Below are 21,121 nucleotides of genomic sequence, written 5' to 3' on the forward strand. Positions count from 1 at the left end.
TTTTCATTAGTCAGCAAATGAATAATGCAGGTGAATATTGATTGATTCACCTGCAGTCTGATTCGGTGTTTCACTTTTTCACTATATAAACCATATTTAAAGGAGAGATTTCGATTATGTCTAACGTAAAATTAGCAATCATGTACTACAGTTCAACTGGAACAAATTATCAAATGGCAAAATGGGCAGAAGAGGCTGCGAAAGAAGCAGGCGCTGAAGTGAAGGTACTTCGTTTTGAAGAAACGGCCCCTGAAGGAGCGATCGCTTCTAATCCAGCATGGGAAAAGCACTATAATGAAACAAAAGATATCGTACCTGTTGCGACACTTGACGATCTTGAATGGGCAGACGCTTACCTTTTCAATGTTCCAACACGATTCGGAAACGTTCCTTCTCAAGTCAAAGCCTTCCTGGATACTACTGGAGGTCTTTGGTTCAACGGAAAACTTGCAAATAAAGTAGTAAGTGCCACTTCCTCTGCAAGCAACTCACACGGTGGACAGGAGCAGACGGTACTGGCTCTATACACAACCATGATGCACTGGGGTGCAATCATAGCAGCTCCTGGATATACAGACCAATCAAGCTTTACTACAGGAGGAAACCCATATGGAACGAGTGTAACGGTCGATCAAGAGGGCAATATGATTGAATCCGTAGAGCCTGCAGTGAAACACCAAACTCGCCGTACAATCCAAATCGCTGAAGCGGTGAAAAACGGATTGAAATAATGAACATATAAAAAACGAGTCGCTCGAGAGCGGCTCGTTTTTTATTGTTCTCACAGCCCAACATCATCGGCACAATCAGCCTCACACTCAATCCATTCGCCGGTCAGGGGATGAGGAAATGAAATCCGTGCAGCATGCAACGCTTGCCTTTTGTAAATCGGCTTTCCTCCATATAATATGTCTCCGACCAAAGGATGACCGATGTGACTCATATGGACGCGAATCTGGTGGGTACGACCCGTAGCAAGCTCGACCTCCACTAATGTATAAGGGTTTTTATACTCCAGCACCTTGTAGTGGGTGACTGCATTCTGACCAGAAGGTGAAACTCTTCTTCTAGTATTGTGATGGCGGTCCCTGCCAATCGGTTCAGAGATGGTGCCTTTTTTCTGCTTCAATCGACCATGAACGAGAGCGTGGTATGTACGCTTGATCTGCCTTTCAGTGAGAAGGCGGTCAAGAATCGCTTTACTTAACGGGTGCTTGGCGAAGATGATCGCTCCAGATGTATCATGATCCAAACGATGAATGTGCAGGACGCGGCAGCTTTTTCCCAGGGCTTGATAGTGAAAGGCCACTAGATTTGCAAGGGAATCCGTCTCCTTCGGATGGTTTGGGTGAGTATCAATTCCCGCAGGTTTGTTGATGACAATCAGATGGTCATCCTCAAATAACACATCGATCTCTCCGTAGGTCGGGGGGACATCGTATTCTACTTCTTTAAATAAATGAAGCTGAAGCGTATCTCCCGGAGAAAGGGGCTGGGTCCAGGAAATCGATTCCCCGTTCACTTTAATATCACCCGCCATCCTCAAGGAATGAATCAGTTTCTTAGGTGCTTGCCAGTGATTTCTAAGAATTGTTTCAATCGTTACATTTTTCCATTTATCTGGGATGACTAGTTCAAATAGTTCTCCTTTTTTCTGTGTTTTCATCAAAAAACTCCTTCAAATGACAAAAATCTTATACACGTGTGGGTATTTAAACCTAATTTAACACCTATTCAACCCAATTCATGGGTATAATTACCACGCAGTGGGTTCTACTTCTATGTTATCCTTAATATATCTATTACAGAGAGATTACAACCATTACAAAGGTGGGTTATGACGGTGAAAGTTTTACTAGCATCAACACATGAACAGGAAGACAAAATTCAAGAGCTCATACAGTACATGTATTGTACTATTTTCCCTGATTATTTCACAGATGATGAAATTGAGCAATTTGATGATATGCAAGTATTACATACGACGACGAGAAACTTTGAATACTTCGGAACCCTTAAAGAAGCGTTTCAGGTGATTTCAAGCTTACAAACATTGATTTCCATTGTCGAGAGTGGATCAAAAGAAGATGTGTATGAAGAAATGTTTTACCACAATGCTGAGATTCTTCAGGGATTTGGTATGTTTTTCCCGCTGTCTTATGATCAATTCACTGGAGAATCGGATTGTAAACATAGCTTAAGTATCTATTCGAGAGCGGATAACCAGCTGCTTGTGTAAGTGAATCACGCCGGGAAAAGATTGATACTTTAGAAAATTCGTATAAAAATGTTTAGAAGATTCCTGTGAGGGGAAAATAGCTTGTAATAAGTTAATCCTGAAGATACTCAAGTGTCTTCATCTTGAAATTCCTCCTCACTTGAAAGGGGCTGACTCGTGGAAAAGTCAGCCCCTCTTTTTTTGTTATTTATTCTTTCGTAACGTTCTCTTCAAAAAACTTCTTAAATTCTTCTTCAGGCTGTTCTCCTACGATTCTCGCCACTTCTTTTCCATCTTCAAAATGTACCAGTGTCGGAGTGGATTCGATTCGGTATTGGTCCCATCCTTGTTCAAATTCAAGTAGATTGTACTGAACCATATCGACTTCCATGTCTTCGGCAAGTGGAGCAAGTACAGGAGTAGTCCTCTTACAATGAATACACGATGAGCTGTAGAAATACACAGTCACATCTTCGTTATTCTTTAATTTCTCTTCTAATTCCTCTGGCAGGATCACATTCTGATAGTTAGGGTCGTCCAGCAGTTCGACGGTAGCCGGGTTAAGGTTCGCTTTTTTGAACTTATTCCCCTCTGCCTTTTGACTGTTTTGCATGCTTGTGATGAGAGCGATGGCAGCAAATAATGCGACAATCGCTACTAGAAATATAATGATTTTCTTCAATCTATTTGTCCTCCTTTAATGCTCTTAATACCATTACACTTGCGATAAAGATGATGATGAAACCGGTCAATGCCAGGAATGGGATGGTGATAAAGCCGAACAGGTTGATGTATTCGCCTGTACATGGGACCCGTCCGCAGGCAGGTGCACTCTCTGATAGGAATGATACTTTTTGAAGAGAGTAGTGATACAAGGAGACGAGAAGGCCGATTCCGGATAAAATAGTAGAATATAATGCCGCTTGAAAATCTTTGCGGACATAAGCCACTCCTAATAGAATGACCATCGGATACATTAAAATACGCTGATACCAGCATAATTCGCATGGTTCATATTTCATGATTTCAGAGAAATATAAACTCCCCAGAGATGCCACAAGAGAGGAAGCCCATGCCAGGAATAACAGAGAATCTGCTTTTTTATTCATATAGAATTCCTTTCTACGTATATTCTATCAAATTATAGTATGTTATTATTATAAATGTAAAATGAGAAAACTTTATGAAGAAATATGATATTTTTTTAACGATTTGTGCAAACGCTTGCAGAAAGTGTTATATTCTTTGATTTGATCTAACAGGAGGAAAACACACATGACGAAACAATGGTGGAAAGAATCGGTCGTCTATCAAATTTACCCTCGCAGCTTCATGGATTCAAACGGGGACGGCGTCGGGGATATTAGAGGAATTATTTCTAAATTGGATTATCTGAAAGAACTGGGCGTTGATGTAGTCTGGTTATCTCCTGTGTACGAATCTCCCAATGATGATAATGGTTATGATATCAGCAATTATAAAAAGATTATGGACGAGTTCGGCACGATGGCTGATTGGGAAGAAATGCTTGAGGAAATGCATCGGCGTGATATGAAGCTTGTGATGGATCTAGTGGTGAACCACTCTTCCGATGAACACGGCTGGTTTGTGGAATCAAGGAAATCAAAGGACAATCCATATCGTGATTATTATATTTGGCGTGAAGGAAAAGACGGAAAAGAGCCGAATAACTGGGAGTCTGTATTTAGCGGTTCTGCTTGGGAATATGATGAAACGACAGAGGAATATTTCCTGCATCTTTTCTCGAAAAAACAGCCGGATCTAAACTGGGAGAATCCGAAGCTGCGCCAGGAAATCTATGACATGATGAAATTCTGGCTGGATAAAGGGATCGATGGTTTCCGTATGGACGTCATCAACTTCATTTCGAAAGTGCCAACATTTCCAGATGCGCCGAGTCCTGAAGGCAAAACGTATGCTTCAGGTCATGAGTACTTTATGAACGGTCCCCGTATTCATGAATTTCTCCAGGAAATGAATCAAGAGGTTCTCTCTCATTATGATGCGATGACGGTTGGTGAAATGCCTGGTGTGACACCGGATGAAGCCGTCCTTTACACAGGTGAAGACCACAATGAAGTGAATATGGTATTTCAGTTTGAGCATATGGATGTGGACTCGGGTCCAGGAGGGAAATGGGACGTCATTCCTTTCGACCTTGTAAAATTGAAAGCCATTTTAACGAAGTGGCAGACAGAACTTCACGGGAAGGGCTGGAACAGTTTGTACTGGAACAACCACGATCAGCCAAGGATTGTGTCGCGACTTGGTGACGATGGAGAGTACCGCGAGAAATCTGCGAAAATGCTGGCAACACTTCTTCATTTGATGCAGGGGACGCCTTACATTTATCAAGGGGAAGAAATCGGAATGACGAATGTCCGATTCTCGTCCATTGAAGAGTACAAGGATATTGAAACCCTCAACATGTACCGTGAAAAAGTAGCAAAAGGCATGGATCCGGAAGCAATCATGAAGTCCATATATGTAAAGGGAAGAGACAATGCAAGAACCCCTATGCAATGGAACAGCGGGGACCATGGCGGGTTCACAGAAGGAAATCCATGGATCGCCATTAACCCGAACTACAAAGAAATCAATGCCGAAGAAGCGTTAAAAGATTCAAAATCAATTTATTACTACTTCCAAAAATTGATCGCTCTTCGTAAAGAGCATGAAATTATCCCATACGGATCATTCGAGCTTCACTATGCAGATCATCCCTCCGTATATACCTATACGAGAGCCTATGGAAACGAGAAGATCCTGGTACTTTGCAATGTATCCGGGGAAAAACAAGTCATTGATAACGTGGCTTCCTTTGATATCAATCAGGCTGATGTTCTGATCACCAACGAAGAAAACAATAAAGATAATGCATTTACATTAAATCCTTGGGAAGCAACAGCTTACTATTTTAAAGGGTAATGGAAGGAAGAACCCATATGATCGGGTGCTTCTATTTTTAAGGACATTTTTTTGTGAAGTTTGTTTGGTGTTAAAGATCTATGAAATAAATAATAACCAAGTTGATTGGAGAGGAAATCAATCACTACTGGCTATTTTAAAAATATTTAACACCAAATCAAATTTCTTCAAATCATACACCCCCCTTTGCTAAAATAAAAGGGATGGACTGTCATGAACTTCGTTTCAACAGTGCACTATAAGGGTATATAATTCAGGTATTTTATGAAGGAGTAGATCATAGATGGCAGAAAAACTAGACTTATCACAGTTCGAAAAGAAAATGATCATTCGTCCAATGGAACCTAAGGACATTCAAGATATCATCAACATGCAGTCTGTCTGCTTTCCAGGGATGGACCCCTGGAAGGTTGAGCACCTGGAAAGTCATTTGGACGTGTTTCCGGAAGGTCAGCTTGTCGCCGAATTAGAAGGGGAAATCATTGCATCATGCTCGAGTCTGATCATTAATTTTGACGAGTATGACGACCGCCACACTTGGGATGATGTAACGGATAATGGTTACATAACGAATCACAATCCCGATGGCTATAACCTTTATGGAATCGAAGTGATGGTTCATCCGGATTACCGACGCATGAAGGTAGGTCACCGTTTGTATGAAGCAAGAAAGGACCTTGCAAGGCAGTGGAATCTAAAGAGTATCATCATTGGGGGACGCATCCCGAATTATCACAAGCACTCTGAAGAAATGTCACCAAGAGAGTACGTGGATTCAGTAGGGCGTCATAAGATCTATGATCCCGTGCTTTCATTCCAGCTTCTGAATGGCTTCACCCTGATGCGGATCAACCCTAACTATTTGCCTGACGACAAGCGGTCCCATAAGTACGCCACACTGATGGAATGGAATAACGTCGATTACCGTCCGTCCAGCAAGAGGCATTTCAAAACGAGTTATCCTGTCAGAATCTGTGTTGTTCAATACATGATGCGTAAAATCAATTCCTTCGAAGAGTTCGCGAACCAGGTTGAATACTTCACAGATGTAGCATCAGATGCAAAGTCTGATTTCGTCGTGTTCCCTGAAATTTTCACCACACAGCTCATGTCATTCTTGAACATCCAGTCACCGAGCCTTGCTGTAAGAAGGTTGACAGATTTCACTGAGGACTACATTGAATTATTCACGGATCTTGCGGTTCGTTACAACGTAAATATCATTGGGGGTTCTCACTTCGTCAAGGAAGAAGACGATGAAATCTACAACATCGCTTACCTGTTCCGTCGTGATGGAACGATCGAGAAACAGTACAAGGTTCATATCACACCAAATGAACGAAAATGGTGGGGAATAAGTCCGGGAGATTCCGTAAGGGTATTCGATACGGATTGCGGGAAGATCGCGATTCAAATCTGCTATGATATCGAATTCCCTGAGCTTGCCCGTATCGCAACCGACAAAGGGGCGAAGATCATCTTTACTCCATTCTGTACAGAAGATCGCCAAGGGTATCTCCGTGTCAGATACTGTGCACAGGCCCGTGCTGTGGAAAACCAGATTTATACGGTCATTTCCGGTACAGTCGGTAATCTTCCACAGACTGAAAACATGGATATTCAATACGCTCAATCAGGTATTTTTGCTCCGTCCGACTTTGAATTTGCCCGTGATGGAATTGTCGGAGAGACGAATCCGAACATTGAAATGGTCATGATCGGAGACGTGGATCTCGAAGTGCTGCGACGCCAGCGTCAATCGGGTACGGTCCGCCAGCTGAAAGATCGCCGCCATGATGTGTATGGAGTGACCTATAAGAAGTAATAAAGTAAAAGCCTCGCTGAAGTGCTCAGCGAGGCTTTTTTGAGGAAAAAGACAAATTCTTTTTAGAAAAACTATGCTAAAATAAGGTCTGAACGAATCTTGTCGACATGTGACGGATTGTTTTAGCAGGATTTCTACAATATGTGATAGAATTTATTATTATACAGCATTAGGAGGGGATCGTTTTGAGTTGGAAAACATCTTGGGAAAAATGGAGCAACTACTTGCATCTGGATGAAGAGATCAACGAGCTTTTAGGAGCATTGAAAAACGACGAGAAAACCTTAGAAGACGCATTCTACAAAAACCTGGAATTCGGTACTGGTGGAATGAGGGGAGAAATTGGTCCCGGAACCAACCGAATGAACATTTATACAGTTAGAAAGGCCTCTGAAGGATTAGCACGATACATAGAAGAACAAGGTGAAGAGGCTAAAAAGCGCGGAGTTGTAATCGCTTACGATTCCCGTTATAAATCTCCTGAATTTGCCATGGAATCAGCTAAGACGTTGGCTACACATGGTATTCAAACATATGTGTTCGACGAACTGAAACCAACTCCGGAGCTTTCATTTGCCCTTAGACAATTAAAGGCATTCTCTGGAATTGTGGTCACGGCAAGCCATAATCCACCTGAATACAATGGATACAAGGTATACGGTGAGGATGGAGCTCAGCTGCCTCCACACGTAGCCGATGCCGTTATCGATAAAGTGAATGAAGTGGAAAATGAGCTGGAAATTGAAGTGAAGTCAGAAGAAGAATTGAAATCATCCGGCTTGATTAAAATGATTGGCGAAGAGATTGATCAATCTTACCTGGGGCATCTGATTTCGATTTCTGAAAAACCGCAAATCGCCAAGGAAGTCGACCTGAAAATCGTATTTTCTCCATTACATGGAACAGCCTTAAAGATGGCTGAAAAGGGTCTGAAAGCTTTAGGATATGAGTCTGTGCATATTGTGAAGGAACAGGCCATTCCAGATCCTGAGTTTACGACTGTAAAATCCCCGAACCCGGAAGATAAAGCAGCCTTTGAATATGCCATCCGTGACGGGAAGGAAGTGGACGCAGATATCCTGATTGCGACAGATCCGGATGCAGACCGATTAGGTGTAGCCGTTAAAGGTGAATCAGGCGAGTATATCCTTCTCACTGGAAACCAGACAGGTGCAATTCTGCTGGATTATATTCTGGCACGTAAACAGGAAAAGAATATGATTCCTGAAAATGGACGAGTATTCAAAACCATCGTTACATCCGAATTGGGCCGTAAAGTGGCAGAACATTATGGAGCTTCAGTAGAAGATGTACTGACAGGCTTCAAATTTATCGGTGAAAAAATCAAGAAGTATGAAGAAACAGGCGAATACTCATTCTTATTTGGTTACGAAGAAAGTTATGGGTACTTAATCGGCGACTTCGCCCGGGATAAAGATGCCATTCAAGCCGTGCTGATGGCAGCAGAAGCTGCAGCTTTCTATAAGAAGCAAGGCAAAACACTATATAATGTATTGAATGATTTATTTGAACAGCATGGCTTCTATCAAGAGGGATTAAAGAGTTTAACTCTTAAAGGAAAAGAGGGCGCTGAACAAATTCAGGGGATTCTGAAGGACTTCAGAAACGAGCCTTTGAAAGAAGTGGCAGGTATTCAGGTCGTTTCATCGGAAGATTATAAAGTAAGTAAGAAAGTCGATTTACAATCAGGTGAAGAATCATCCATTCACCTTCCATCTTCCAATGTATTAAAATACTATCTTGAAGACGGATCCTGGATTTGCTTGCGCCCATCTGGAACCGAGCCGAAAATCAAGTTCTACTTCAGCGTGATTGGTGAGACGCAAAGCGACAGCGATAATAAATTACATGCTCTGCAAGAAGCCATCATGGCCAAAGTGGAAACGATGGTAAGTTCATCTGTAGGAGAGGCATAGAGGCTTTCGGCAGTATTGCATTGTCTAATACAAAACAAGAGATGTGTTGGTGCATCTCTTGTTTTTTTGTTTGGGAGTGGAACGTATGTTTTCAGTCAAAGGTCGTAGAACGTTTCATTCTTTTTGAGAATACCGGATTTGTGTAAAATCTATATAATAGTAGTGGAGGATCGGAGAGGACGATGAAGATGAATCAAGAATCCCTTTCAAATATCGGGCTTTTAAAAGAGATAGCCGAATTGCTGAACAATGAAACAGAGCTATCTTCCATGCTTTCAGGTGCAGTGAAGAAGTTGATCAGAGGAACAAGCTTCACGACGGGATGGATTTTCTTTATTGAAAAGGAAGGAAGTCACGAGCTTGTCTCCTATGAGAATCTCCCAAAGTCACTATCTGACCGGAAATGTGAACTGATGAAAGAGGGCGGCTGCTGGTGTGTCAATCGCTTTCGGAATGGAAAGCTGACGAAAGCATCCAATATCATCGAATGTCAGCGGATCGAGCAGGCCATCGAAGAAAACAGAGGAGATACGGATGAAATAACGTATCATGCAACCGTCCCTCTTCAGTCCGGAAATGAATCCTTTGGGTTATTGAATGTCGCAGCTCCGAATAAGACCCACTTTTCTACTGATGAACTGGCTCTCCTGGAATCGGTTGCCTTTCAAATCGGTTCGGCCATTAAACGCATTATGCTGACTAAGAAGGAGCAGGAAGTCGCTCTTATTGGCGAAAGGAACCGATTGGCAAGAGATCTACATGACTCTGTGAACCAACTGTTGTTTTCCCTTACGTTAACGGCAAGAGGCGGAGCGGAGATGACCATGGAAGAGGATGTAAAGGACACCTTCAAGACCATACAAAGTCTTGCCCAGGAAGCGCTATCGGAAATGCGTGCCCTCATCTGGCAATTAAGACCCCATGGTTTGGAAAACGGAGTGGTGGAAGCGGTTAAAGGATACGCTGACATGCTCGGTTTAACCCTTGAATTGAAAGTAGAGGGAGTCCTGTGCCTAAGCTCTAAGATTGAAGAAGTATTGTGGCGTGTCAGTCAGGAAGCATTGAATAATTGTAAAAAACACTCTGGTGAAAAGAACATATGCTATACATTAAAGAGTGAAGCTCAATCGATTCGATTAACGATTGAAGATAGAGGATACGGATTTCAATATGACAGGAAACAGTCCCTGCCGTCAGTGGGAATCCAAGGTATGCGAGAACGTGTGAAAAGCATTGGTGGGGAACTAACGATAGATAGTGGACTTGGGAAAGGAACGACGATTGTCGTTCAAATACCGTATTAGGAGGTGCCATGCATGATCAGAGTGTTAATAGCCGATGACCATCACGTCGTACGAAGAGGTCTTGTCTTCTTTTTAAAAACACAAAAGGACCTGGATATCGTGGGGGAAGCAAGGGATGGCGCAGAAGCCGTCCGGTTAGCTGAAACACTTGAACCGGATATCATCTTGATGGATTTAATGATGCCGGTCATGGACGGAATTCAAGCAACAAGGGAAATTAAGAAGAATCATCCCGCCATTCAAATTCTGATGCTTACCAGCTTTTCTGATCAAAATCACGTGATTCCTGCCATTGAAGCAGGAGCAGCGGGGTACCAATTAAAAGATATTGAACCCGATGAATTAGTGAATAGCATCCGAAAGCTTTTGTCCGGGGAAAATTCTCTTCATCCTAAGGCTACCAACCATTTACTTACCCGGATCTCCAGAAAAGAGCCACCCCACAAAATCCATGAACTTACCAAACGGGAGAAGGATGTTTTGATTGAGCTGACGAAAGGGAAGAGTAATAAAAAGATTGCTTCCAGCCTTTATATAACGGAAAAAACCGTCAAGACTCATATCTCAAACATTTTTTCCAAGCTGGAAGTAACTGATCGAACCCAAGCGGCTTTGTATGCCGTCAAACATCAATTGACATCAAACTAAACCGGAAAGGATTTTCTATTATGAGTATTGTAATTATTAACGGAAGTCCAAGAAAACACGGGCGTACTGGAATTGCATCACGATTCATTGCCCGGACGTATGATTGTGCCCTTATTGACTTAAGTGATGGATCACTGCCACTGTACACCGGAGAGCAGAATCAATCAGAGCTTGAAACCGTTCAATCACTTAAACAAAAAGTGAAGGAAGCAGACGCCGTCATTTTAGCTTCCCCTGAATATCACAGCGGTATGAGCGGGACATTGAAAAATGCACTCGATTTCCTGAGCAGCGAGCAATTTGCCCACAAGCCAGTGGCACTTCTTGCATGTGCGGGTGGAGGTAAAGGCGGGATCAACTGCTTAAACAACCTTCGCATCGTCGGCCGTGGAGTGTATGCAAATGTCATTCCGAAGCAGCTCATCCTTGATCCACACTGCTTTGATTATGAAGGGGACGGACTCTTAGAAGAACCTGCTAAATTAGTCGATGATTTAATGAGGGAACTGAAGGTGTATGTGAAAGCGGCTGAGCTAGTGAAAAGTGAAATTTCGTCTTAATCGGGAAAATCGGCATTGTGCCGATTTTTTTTGATTGGATTCAATTTTAATGGTTCTATACATACCCAAATAATAAAAGCTGATCCAATAGCGCATACTAATTGGATCAGCCGTAGGTGGAATTCTCTTTTGTTACATCTCTGCAAAGGTTTCCTCAAGTGGTTGCTCGACACTATAGGTGAAGTTTGCATGTTCAACATATCGTAATAGCGTATATAGGCTACGCTCTACAACCGTGTAATCATTAGAAAAATGATACGCATGTAAGAAGTGTTCAATTCTTTTCGAAAGAAGGTCATCCTTCGTTCTCACCATGAGGATCAACAGGTTATCCCATTCTGATCGGTGAGTGTAATACAAGGCCCGATCGTAATCGACTTTGTTCACTTGGTTTCCCTCCTTTTGAAGGGGTAATCATATTGTATGGAGAAAACCGCTTTTATCTCTCTGTAAAAGTTGGTTATGTTGCAAATGCTTGTTTTCCTACTATTGGGTGAATAAATCAGTAAATTTAATTCATCCTATTAATGAAACGAAACAGAGGTGATGATAAATAATGAAGAAAGCAATAGTGATCGCATCAACCGTATTTTTTCTTTTATTTTCAAATCATGCAAATGCTCAACCAACGGATTATCAAAAATTTGGCCGGATTGCTACAGCAGTCATTAAAGAGGACTACCCTGGTCAGCCTGTGAAGGATTATCAATACCAGGGTCGAAAGAAAATGACGGAAAACAAAGTGGCCGACTCATTTGAATTTACCGTTCAAGAGAACAGTGCAGAGAAGAAAGTACTTGTAGTCGTCGTACACGATCTTGATAATGAAAAAATACTGAACATTACGGTGCAGGAATAGGTGCAACAATTAAAGTCTTCTTAAAGGAAGGCTTTTTTTGTTCGGGTTGTGCGTGTGGTATCTAAATCATGTAACTGCTACGCCGTATTCAACATAAAATAAAGTATTCTCTGCAATATTTGAAACCTTTTGCTAAAATAAACCTATACATAAATCGTTTTAATTTTTGAAAGGGGTTCTTTGATCCAATGTGATACGGTCTTTTCTCACCTAATTAAAAACTGAATAAAGGGAGGAAGAGATATTGCATTCCAATGCATTTAGAAATCTGTGGTTCGGTCAAGCATTGGCGAATATGGGGGATGTGCTGTATATCGTAGGATTAATCTCCCTTGTTTACAATTTAACAGGATCAGCTATTTACATGACGGCCGTTCCTTTGGTGATTACGTTTTCGAGATTCATAAGCAGCATGGCTGCACCCCTTCTGCTGAATCGCATGCAAATGAGGAGTTTAATTGCCTATTCTCAAATGGGGAAAACATTCTTTCTATGCTTCTTTTTGTTGTTAATGGTACTCAACTTTGAAGATGTGTGGTTCTATTTAGGGTGTGCGAGTATCATTTCATTTTTAGATGGATGGGCATTGCCTGCACGGAATTCGTATGTGCCTTTTTTGGTGAAACGGGAAGAGTTGATGGGAGCGAACGGTTTTTTATCTACCGTCGATCAGACGATACAATTTTCAAGCTGGGCATTAGGCGGAATCCTGCTATCGCTCATAAATGAAATGAATCTTTTTATCGTGATCATTGTTTTGTTTCTCGCCAGTACGCTCTTCATGCTGAAGCTACCTGTCATCCCAAGTACAAGCTTAGAAGTAAGAAAAGTTTGGTGGCAGCAGCTTGGAGAAGGCTGGTCAGAAGTGATTAAGAGAAAGGGATTAGTTCCCGTGTTTTGGATTTATGGGTTAGAGTCGATTTCAGGCACTGTATGGATTGCGGCTGTTTTGTATTTGTATGTTGATCTGCAATTGCAGCGAGGAGAAGAATGGTGGGGGTTCATTAACTCCAGCTTCTTTATCGGATTGGTTCTTGCCTCGTATTTGATTTTTAAGCTCCACGGCTTGTTTTCCAAACACAGGCATAGATGGCTCCCGATTTGCATGGTCTTTACGTCAAGTGTGACACTCGTGTTTGCCTGGAATAAGGTCGCGCTCCTTGCACTCGTTTTATCCTTTGTGTTCGGTTTGTTTGATCAAATTAAAAATGTCGTTCTTCAGACGTATTTGCAGGAAAGTGCTCCACCTGAAGAGCTGGGGAAAATCTATGCTGCCCAAGGTGCGTTAACCACATTACTATTTGGGTTATCCTCTGTTGGAATAGGGCTGCTTCTTGAAGTACTAAGTATTTCCATGATTTTCACCCTATCAGCATTCTTGCTGCTGGGCACTCTCATCCCGGTAATGCTGCTTCAAAAGAATATAAGGACATAAGATTTATGAAAAAGCTGTTCCCATCTTGTGATTGGGATCAGCTTTTTTGTGCGGATTCGCCTTATGCTTGTCGGGCCTGACCAACCCGGCTCCGCTTTTCTTTTCATCAAATGCCTTTTCTTTTCATACATTTAGATAAGAGTATAAAGAGGGGGATGACGATGAATTTAGAGGAACAGAGGCAGTTGCAAAATGCGATAGGGGAAATTACTGAGATTGCAGCCGGGTTTGGTCTTGATTTTTATCCGATGCGTTATGAGATTTGTCCTGCTGAGATTATTTATACATTCGGTGCTTATGGGATGCCGACCCGCTTTTCTCACTGGAGTTTTGGGAAACAATTTCATAAGATGAAGCTTCAATATGATTTGGGTTTAAGTAAAATTTACGAGCTCGTGATTAACTCGGATCCTTGTTATGCTTTTTTATTGGATTCGAATGCACTTATTCAGAATAAGTTGATTGTTGCCCATGTGTTGGCTCATTGTGATTTCTTTAAGAATAATGTGAGATTCCAGAATACGAAGCGGGATATGGTAGAGAGCATGGCTGCTACTGCGGAACGTGTGCGAAGGTATGAGATCGAGCATGGGAAGCAGGAGGTTGAAAACTTCCTCGATGCCGTGCTTGCTGTGGATGAACATATTGATCCGTCATTGATGCGTCCGAAGCTGTCGTGGACGATGGACGATGTGGAGTGGGTAGAGGAAGAAGTGAGTCATGCGACTCCTTATGATGATCTCTGGTCGTTGGATGAAAAACCGAAGAGCAGAGAGAAGAAAAAGGTGAAGAAGAAGTTCCCTCCACAGCCTGAAAAGGATATTCTTCTCTTTATTGAGCAGTACAGCAGGGAGTTATCTGACTGGCAGCGGGATATATTGACGATGATGAGGGAAGAAATGCTGTATTTCTGGCCGCAGCTTGAAACGAAAATCATGAATGAAGGGTGGGCTTCGTATTGGCATCAGCGCATCATCCGAGAAATGGATTTGACGAGTGGTGAGTCCATTGAGTTTGCCAAGCTGAATGCAGGTGTTGTACAGCCTTCCCGTACGCAGATCAATCCATATTATTTAGGATTGAAGATTTTCGAAGATATTGAGGATCGTTTCGACAACCCGACGGATGAAATGAAAAAGCGTGGGGTGAAACCAAATTCTGGCCGTGAAAAAATGTTTGAGGTTCGTGAGATTGAGTCTGACATTTCCTTCTTACGGAACTATTTAACGAAGGATCTTGTTACGAGAGAAGATATGTATTTATTCCAGAAGCAAGGAAAGGATTACAAAATCGTCGATAAAGAATGGACCCATGTACGGGACCAGCTGGTGGGGATGAGGGTCAATGGAGGGTTCCCATACATCACCGTGAATGATGGGGATTATATGAAGAGCGGGGAGCTTTATCTGAAGCACTGGTTCGAAGACGTGGAACTCGATATTAAGTATTTAGAAAAGGTTTTACCTTATCTGCATCAGCTTTGGGGAAGACCGGTTCATATCGAAACGCATGTGGAGAACCGTGATATGTTGTTTACGTATGATGGGCGAAGCGTGCAACGAAAATATTTGTAAATGGGCAGAGCAGTTCCAGGTGAAATCCTGGAACTGCTGTTTTTTTAAGGCTCTATTCGTAAAGTTTGTGGCTATTGTAGAGGAGAAAGTAATAGTTGATTTCCGCTCCAGGATGCTCGCTTTCCGCGGGGCTGGCGGTGAGCCTCCTCGGCTGCGCCTCCGGGGTCTCACCTGTCCAGCTATTCCCGCAGGAGTCGAGCATCCTTCCGCTCCAATCAACTTTCTAAGCATGTATCCTTAATGGAAAACAATAAAAACAAGAATTTTAGCAAACCATCTCATTTAAGGTAAGAAGAGATTGATCTTCCTTTTAAGAAAAAGAATATTTTTTCTCGTTACATTGTTTTCTTGGACACCTTGAAGCTCTGTCATGAAAATCCTATTAAAGATGGTGAGGGGAGCTGCGCAGACTCCTGCGGAAGTACGGTCGTGCCGAGACCCCGGAAGCGAAGCTGAGGAGGCTCGGCCGAACGTCCGCGGAAAGCGGAGCAGTTCCCCTCACCATCCAGCATAAACCTGGTTGACAGAGCCCTGGCAGATTCTATTTTAAAAAATAACAATCTTTGCGAAAAGAGCCTTTTTTAAAAAGCTAAAGGGGTTCTAAATAGATGGACTGGCTTATACGATAAAAAGAGAGATTATTTTAAACTTTAGGAGGAGACGGGAATGGCAAATGTTGAAGTCTTTATCGGTGATTTAACAGACCAGACATTTCATTATGAAGGGGGAGACTGGAATCATAATTACCCGAAAAGGATCAGTCCGTTTTTTCCGAAAGGGTATGAACTCTTCTTCTCCCTGTTGGATGGTATTTACTATAATAAAATAGAAGGCAGGCAGACAGACTGGGGAAGTCATACCTGTTTGATGTACCCGGATGAAATGCTGCCGGTCTTGGAAGAATACTATAAGCGGGATATGGACAATGAACAGGTGCAGGAACTATTTCAGTTTATAAAGCAATTAAATCCCCATCAACAATACGGCTTAGTGGCATGCGAGATGTCATAACGTAAAAAAGGACAAACTGCCTCAGGCATTTGTCCTTTTTACATACTTACATTATTTCTGGCGAAACGGGTGTTGAGTCTATCGGTGAAAAATAGAAAGGATTTTTGAAAGATGGGACTTTGAATAAACGTATAAATAAAAGTAAAAACGAAGACTGGACCGGAAAGAAGCAGTCCGATTAGTAATATCGCACACTCACACATGATCCGGACTCTGCTGATGGAGAGGTTAGTTATATCCGAAATGGTCAGCATAAACCCGTCCCGCGGACCTGTACCAAGATGTGCCGCTGAATACAATCCCCCGCCAATCCCCATTAAAATAATCGCTGATAAGAGAATCAGGATATCTGCGACTAGGTTTGTTTGAGGAGGAAGCAGGTCGTAAAATAGAAAGAAGTCGACCAACATGCCAACCATTACTCCGTTAAGGATCGTCCCGATTCGAACATACTTCCCTTTCAAAACCAGGGTGCCTGCAATCAGGGTGGCACCGACCATGATATTCCACGTTCCAATCGTTAAGCCGAACTTCTCGAATAAGGCAATGTTTAACACATCCCATGGATGGATCCCTAAGTATTTCACTTTGATGGACATACTGATCCCATAGCTGAAAATAAGTAACCCTATTACAAAATAGCTTATTTGCCAATAGATTTTCATATTGTCTCCTTTGAAATAACAGTCAACACTCTATAACAATATTTTACAACGAAATGGTTTATGAAGATATGGTTTGTTTTTCGTTTAGTAGAGAGAGGGCTAAGGTCCTTAAAGAGATGTATATCCTTTGAAGGAGAAAACATAAGGAGAGTAGGAACAAGGGAGTGAATATTCAGATTTTTACATTATTTGGAGGTGTTGTGATTGACAGCGCTTTCGATGGTCGATAGAGTTTTAGTAAGACGAGTAATGGGGGAATGAGTAGATGCTTACTGTGAAAAACGCTTGGGGGACACTTTGGAAATGGCACGGGGATGTGATGGATACTTTGCAATTTTTCAGTTCCGGAAGTACACCTGCTGCTTCTCGAACGATGGATACAAATCTTGTTCCGGAGCCAAATGCAAATCCAAGACAGAAAATCGGTTTTTTCTTAGGACCACTCCTGTTTATTCTTATCCTGTTATTTTTCTCACCTGAAGGTTTGTCAAAAGAGGCTGTTTCTGTTCTTGCAGGTACAACATGGATAGCGGTATGGTGGATAACAGAGGCGATACCTATTCCGGCCACAGCTTTGTTGCCGATCATTTTGTTCCCGCTTACAGGAGCTCTTCAATCCGGGGATGTCACGTCTGCCTATGGTGATAGTACGATTTTTCTTTTTATGGGTGGGTTTATCATTGCAATCGCCATGGAAAAGTGGAACTTACATAAGCGTATTGCCATGAACATCATTTTATTGATTGGTACAGGCACTGAAAGAATTGTCCTTGGATTCATGCTTGCTACAGGTTTTTTATCTATGTGGATCTCGAATACAGCAACGGCTATGATGATGCTTCCGATTGGAACAGCCGTGATTTATCAAGTGAATCAAAGTCTAGAAAAGGATGGCGCAAAAAGAACAGGTCACTTCAGTAAAGTAATCATGCTGGGAATTGCCTATAGTGCTTCGATCGGAGGATTGGGAACGTTGATCGGAACGCCTCCGAACACGATATTTGCCGCAGTAGTGAAGCAGTTGTATGGTATTGATTTCTCGTTTGCGAAATGGATGCTTTTTGGAGTTCCACTTGCCACTATTCTTCTATTTGTTACATGGTGGTATTTAATCAAGGTGGCTTTTCCATTAAAGATGAAAGAATTGCCCGGGGGAAGGGAGATTGTGGAGAAAGAGAACCGGTCTCTTGGTCGCATTTCATTTGAGGAAAAGCTTGTTCTTACGGTCTTTGTCGCTACAGCCCTATGCTGGATCACTCGATCGTTTCTATTGAACCAATGGGTTCCGTCATTAGATGACACCATCATAGCCATCACAGGGGCACTCGTTTTATTTCTTCTTCCAGGAAGAAAAGAATCCCGATTGATCAATTGGGACGATGCGAAGAAGCTTCCATGGGGGATCCTGCTCTTATTCGGTGGAGGTCTTGCCATTGCCAAGGGTTTCAAAGAGACGGGGTTGGCAGAGTGGGTTGGAAAGCAATTAACGATTCTTGAAGGAATATCCTTCATTATCATTCTTCTTGCAGTGACGGCCTTTGTTATTTTCTTGACGGAAATTACGTCCAATACGGCGACAGCCACGATGATGTTTCCGATAATGGCTGCCCTTGCAGCTGCCTTGAATATTCACCCTTATAGTTTGATGGTGGCCGCGGGCTTAGCTGCTTCATGTGCTTTCATGCTGCCGGTGGCTACACCTCCGAATGCTGTCGTATTCGGATCAGGTTATATCAAAATGGGAGACATGGTCAAGGCGGGTATATGGTTGAATCTGATAAGTATCGTATTTATTACACTTTTGATTTATTTTTTCATGCCTCTTGTATGGGGAATCGATTTAGGTGAATTACCTATAAATATGAACTAAAGAAAAATCGGATCAGTTTCCTGATCCGATTTTTCCCGTGCTTATTATTGAGCAGTATATCCGCCATCTAAGACAACGGCCTGACCAGTTACACCTTTTGCTTTGTCACTGGATAGGAAAATGGTGTAGTCTGCAATTTCTTCTACTGATAATAATCTCTTTTGTGGAACAAGAGGATAAATGACATCCTCCAATACTTTTTCAAGCTCCACACCACGGGTCGTTGAAATATCCTTTAACTGGTTACGGACCAGGGGGGTATCCACGTATCCGGGGCATAGGGCATTGACGGTAATCCCATGCTCGGCACCTTCTAATGCTGATACCTTTGTCAGACCGATAACACCATGCTTGGCGCTGTTGTATGCCGCTTTTCCGGCAAAACCGATCAGTCCATTAATGGATGCCATATTAATAATACGACCGAATTTTTGCTTTTTCATATGAGGGAAAGCAAATTTTGTAGCGATAAAGGGAGCGGTCAGCATAATTTTGATCAGGAGCTCGAATTTTTCGATAGGAAATTCTTCAATTGGAGCCACGTGTTGAATACCTGCGTTATTGATTAATACGTCTATGCGGCCATAGTGCTCAACTGTTTTATCAATTCCCGCTTTCACTTCTTCTTCACTGGTAACGTCGCATTTAATGCCCAGGCAATCGAAGCCTCTGTCTTTCAGTTCTTCAACCGCTTCATCCAATCCTTCTTGATTGATATCTGAAAGAACGACTTTCGCACCATTTTGAGCAAAGTGTTCCCCGATTTCAAAACCAATTCCCCTTGCAGCACCTGTAATGAATACAACTTTATCATTTACCATCTTCTTTTCCTCCTCTAATTAATAAATTCCCAGATTGGCCAGGATGATTGAAACGATTTCTGCAATCGTAGGAATAAGCAACCCGACCACAGCTACATCCAAATACGAATCTTTATGGGTTAGCCCTGTTACGGCAAATAAGGTCAGGAGGGCACCGTTATGAGGCAGAATCGATGCCCCTGATGAAATGGAAGCAATTCTATGGAATGCTTCAGCACTGATGCCACTCGTTTGAGAAAGCTCATAATATTTATCTCCCAAAGCCTCGAGGGCAATCCCCATTCCTCCTGAAGCAGATCCAGTAATAGCTGCAAGAGTTTGAACAGCTATGGCTTCAGATATGACGGGGTTCCCTTTAATGCCGAGAATAAGCTTCGTTAACGTCTTGAAACCGGGTGCCGCTGTGACAACTGCTCCGAAACCAACGGCAGCGCTTGTGTTAATGACTGCCATGACTGAACCTTTTGCTCCGCCATTGACTGCAGGGATGAATTTTTTGTAATGCTTGAAGTTAATGATTAATATCGAAAGTATTCCTACAAGCAGGGCGGTCAGGATGTTCCACTTAAAGACATTCAGTGTAACGACGACAATGACAAGGGGAAGAAATGATAAGTAAAAGTTAGGAAGCTCCGATTCGTTAATTTCCTTCACATCGTTCCCACCCTTAGGCTCGGTAAACGTATCTTCTTTACTTGTAAATTGTTTTTGACGCCATCTTAAATAAAAATACCCTCCAACCGCCATTATTAATCCGCCGACGATACCAATAATAGGAGCGGCAGTGGGGGATGTTTTAAAATAATCGATAGGTATTAAGTTCTGGATCTGAGGTGTACCGGGAATGGCCGTCATTGTAAAGGTGAAAGCCCCTAATACGAACGTTGGAGGCAATAGCTTCCGTGTGATATTCGCTTCCCTGAACATGGCAATAGCCAGAGGATATATCGCAAATACTACAACGAATAAGCTTACACCGCCATATGTTAAAACGGCAGCTGCAATCAACACACCCAGTATGGCCCTGTCTTTGCCTATTATGTTGGTGATTTTGTACGCGACAGATTGGGCAGCCCCTACATCCTCCATCAGTTTTCCGAAAATGGCTCCGAAAAGGAATACAGGAAACCATTCTTTAGCAAAATCCACAAACCCGGTCATATACGTTTCTGTATACGCAGGAAGCAGGTCGAGACCACTCATTATTGCCACTAAACCGGCAACCAGGGGAGCGATCCAAATGATTGACCAGCCTAAATACGCCAAGACCATAAGTAGGATTAATCCAACAATGATGCTAGTCATAACTCACCTCTCATAAATGTTTGTAGTTATTTTTCCATTTATGAAGGGATTTATTCTTTGTCTAGTTCAACCTCGATATATTGCATGAAAATACAAAGAGGCAGTCGCATTGAATAGGCGACTGCCTCTTGTGAAATTTC

20 protein-coding genes are annotated in these 21,121 nt (G+C 42.3%); 13 read left to right on the forward strand and 7 right to left on the reverse strand.

Going from position 1 to position 21,121, the window contains the following annotated elements; genetic code table 11:
• Positions 1 to 116 precede the first annotated feature (116 nt).
• Positions 117 to 731, forward strand: coding sequence for an NAD(P)H:quinone oxidoreductase (gene wrbA, locus ACOSV2_RS00315; protein WP_428973509.1), 615 nt, complete (start codon positions 117 to 119; stop codon positions 729 to 731).
• A gap of 50 nt (positions 732 to 781) precedes the next feature.
• On the opposite strand, the gene ACOSV2_RS00320 is transcribed toward wrbA, so the two are convergent.
• The gene (locus tag ACOSV2_RS00320; RefSeq protein ID WP_428973510.1) at positions 782 to 1,666 is read right to left on the reverse strand and encodes an RluA family pseudouridine synthase; all 885 of its coding nucleotides are present in this window, start codon (positions 1,664 to 1,666) and stop codon (positions 782 to 784) included.
• Between the two features lie 171 nt (positions 1,667 to 1,837).
• On the opposite strand from ACOSV2_RS00320, the gene ACOSV2_RS00325 reads away from it, so the two are divergent.
• Positions 1,838 to 2,239, forward strand: coding sequence for a DUF5365 family protein (locus ACOSV2_RS00325; protein WP_428973511.1), 402 nt, complete (start codon positions 1,838 to 1,840; stop codon positions 2,237 to 2,239).
• Positions 2,240 to 2,426: 187 nt separating this feature from the next.
• Here the strand turns inward: ACOSV2_RS00325 and ACOSV2_RS00330 are convergent, their stop codons facing one another.
• Together ACOSV2_RS00330 and ACOSV2_RS00335 are read right to left on the reverse strand one after the other, a co-directional pair.
• Entirely contained in the window at positions 2,427 to 2,900 is a 474-nt protein-coding gene (locus tag ACOSV2_RS00330; protein ID WP_428973512.1) for a thioredoxin family protein, read from the reverse strand.
• Position 2,901: 1 nt separating this feature from the next.
• Positions 2,902 to 3,327: a disulfide oxidoreductase gene (locus ACOSV2_RS00335; RefSeq protein ID WP_428973513.1), complete on the reverse strand. Its 426-nt coding sequence runs from the start codon at positions 3,325 to 3,327 to the stop codon at positions 2,902 to 2,904.
• Positions 3,328 to 3,493: 166 nt separating this feature from the next.
• On the opposite strand from ACOSV2_RS00335, the gene ACOSV2_RS00340 reads away from it, so the two are divergent.
• From ACOSV2_RS00340 to ACOSV2_RS00365, 6 genes are all read left to right on the forward strand, one after another.
• Entirely contained in the window at positions 3,494 to 5,167 is a 1,674-nt protein-coding gene (locus ACOSV2_RS00340) for a glycoside hydrolase family 13 protein (RefSeq protein WP_428973514.1), read from the forward strand.
• 283 nt (positions 5,168 to 5,450) lie between these two features.
• On the forward strand, positions 5,451 to 6,992 hold the full coding sequence (locus tag ACOSV2_RS00345; protein ID WP_428973515.1) for a GNAT family N-acetyltransferase: 1,542 nt from the start codon (positions 5,451 to 5,453) through the stop codon (positions 6,990 to 6,992).
• Positions 6,993 to 7,177: 185 nt separating this feature from the next.
• Positions 7,178 to 8,929 carry a phospho-sugar mutase gene (locus tag ACOSV2_RS00350; RefSeq protein WP_428973516.1) on the forward strand — a complete coding sequence of 584 codons (1,752 nt, stop codon included), beginning with the start codon at positions 7,178 to 7,180 and terminating at the stop codon, positions 8,927 to 8,929.
• A 188-nt stretch (positions 8,930 to 9,117) separates the two neighbouring features.
• Positions 9,118 to 10,233, forward strand: coding sequence for a GAF domain-containing sensor histidine kinase (locus tag ACOSV2_RS00355; RefSeq protein WP_428974258.1), 1,116 nt, complete (start codon positions 9,118 to 9,120; stop codon positions 10,231 to 10,233).
• Between the two features lie 12 nt (positions 10,234 to 10,245).
• Positions 10,246 to 10,881 carry a response regulator gene (locus ACOSV2_RS00360; protein ID WP_428973517.1) on the forward strand — a complete coding sequence of 212 codons (636 nt, stop codon included), beginning with the start codon at positions 10,246 to 10,248 and terminating at the stop codon, positions 10,879 to 10,881.
• 20 nt (positions 10,882 to 10,901) lie between these two features.
• Complete coding sequence (locus tag ACOSV2_RS00365) at positions 10,902 to 11,441, forward strand: NADPH-dependent FMN reductase (RefSeq protein WP_428973518.1); 540 nt, start codon at positions 10,902 to 10,904, stop codon at positions 11,439 to 11,441.
• A 132-nt stretch (positions 11,442 to 11,573) separates the two neighbouring features.
• Here the strand turns inward: ACOSV2_RS00365 and ACOSV2_RS00370 are convergent, their stop codons facing one another.
• Complete coding sequence (locus ACOSV2_RS00370; RefSeq protein WP_113969452.1) at positions 11,574 to 11,828, reverse strand: YhdB family protein; 255 nt, start codon at positions 11,826 to 11,828, stop codon at positions 11,574 to 11,576.
• A gap of 169 nt (positions 11,829 to 11,997) precedes the next feature.
• Here ACOSV2_RS00370 and ACOSV2_RS00375 point away from each other — a divergent pair, with 169 nt between their 5' ends.
• The 4 genes from ACOSV2_RS00375 to ACOSV2_RS00390 all read left to right on the forward strand — a co-directional run bounded on the left by ACOSV2_RS00375 (position 11,998) and on the right by ACOSV2_RS00390 (position 16,320).
• On the forward strand, positions 11,998 to 12,300 hold the full coding sequence (locus tag ACOSV2_RS00375) for a DUF3889 domain-containing protein (protein ID WP_181778108.1): 303 nt from the start codon (positions 11,998 to 12,000) through the stop codon (positions 12,298 to 12,300).
• 244 nt (positions 12,301 to 12,544) lie between these two features.
• On the forward strand, positions 12,545 to 13,735 hold the full coding sequence (locus tag ACOSV2_RS00380) for an MFS transporter (protein ID WP_428973519.1): 1,191 nt from the start codon (positions 12,545 to 12,547) through the stop codon (positions 13,733 to 13,735).
• A 161-nt stretch (positions 13,736 to 13,896) separates the two neighbouring features.
• Positions 13,897 to 15,309: a SpoVR family protein gene (locus ACOSV2_RS00385; protein ID WP_428973520.1), complete on the forward strand. Its 1,413-nt coding sequence runs from the start codon at positions 13,897 to 13,899 to the stop codon at positions 15,307 to 15,309.
• Positions 15,310 to 15,975: 666 nt separating this feature from the next.
• Positions 15,976 to 16,320, forward strand: a complete 345-nt coding sequence (locus ACOSV2_RS00390) for a hypothetical protein (RefSeq protein ID WP_428973521.1) — start codon at positions 15,976 to 15,978, stop codon at positions 16,318 to 16,320.
• Positions 16,321 to 16,358: 38 nt separating this feature from the next.
• Here the strand turns inward: ACOSV2_RS00390 and ACOSV2_RS00395 are convergent, their stop codons facing one another.
• Entirely contained in the window at positions 16,359 to 16,985 is a 627-nt protein-coding gene (locus tag ACOSV2_RS00395; protein WP_428973522.1) for a YczE/YyaS/YitT family protein, read from the reverse strand.
• Positions 16,986 to 17,250: 265 nt separating this feature from the next.
• Here ACOSV2_RS00395 and ACOSV2_RS00400 point away from each other — a divergent pair, with 265 nt between their 5' ends.
• Positions 17,251 to 18,855, forward strand: a complete 1,605-nt coding sequence (locus tag ACOSV2_RS00400) for an SLC13 family permease (protein WP_428973523.1) — start codon at positions 17,251 to 17,253, stop codon at positions 18,853 to 18,855.
• A gap of 44 nt (positions 18,856 to 18,899) precedes the next feature.
• On the opposite strand, the gene ACOSV2_RS00405 is transcribed toward ACOSV2_RS00400, so the two are convergent.
• Positions 18,900 to 19,676 (reverse strand): 3-hydroxybutyrate dehydrogenase, encoded by a 777-nt coding sequence (locus tag ACOSV2_RS00405; RefSeq protein WP_113969445.1) that lies wholly within the window; start codon positions 19,674 to 19,676, stop codon positions 18,900 to 18,902.
• An 18-nt stretch (positions 19,677 to 19,694) separates the two neighbouring features.
• Positions 19,695 to 20,981, reverse strand: a complete 1,287-nt coding sequence (locus ACOSV2_RS00410) for a GntP family permease (RefSeq protein WP_113969444.1) — start codon at positions 20,979 to 20,981, stop codon at positions 19,695 to 19,697.
• Between the last annotated feature and the right edge of the window lie 140 nt (positions 20,982 to 21,121).

This window comes from Rossellomorea sp. DUT-2 (assembly GCF_052665285.1).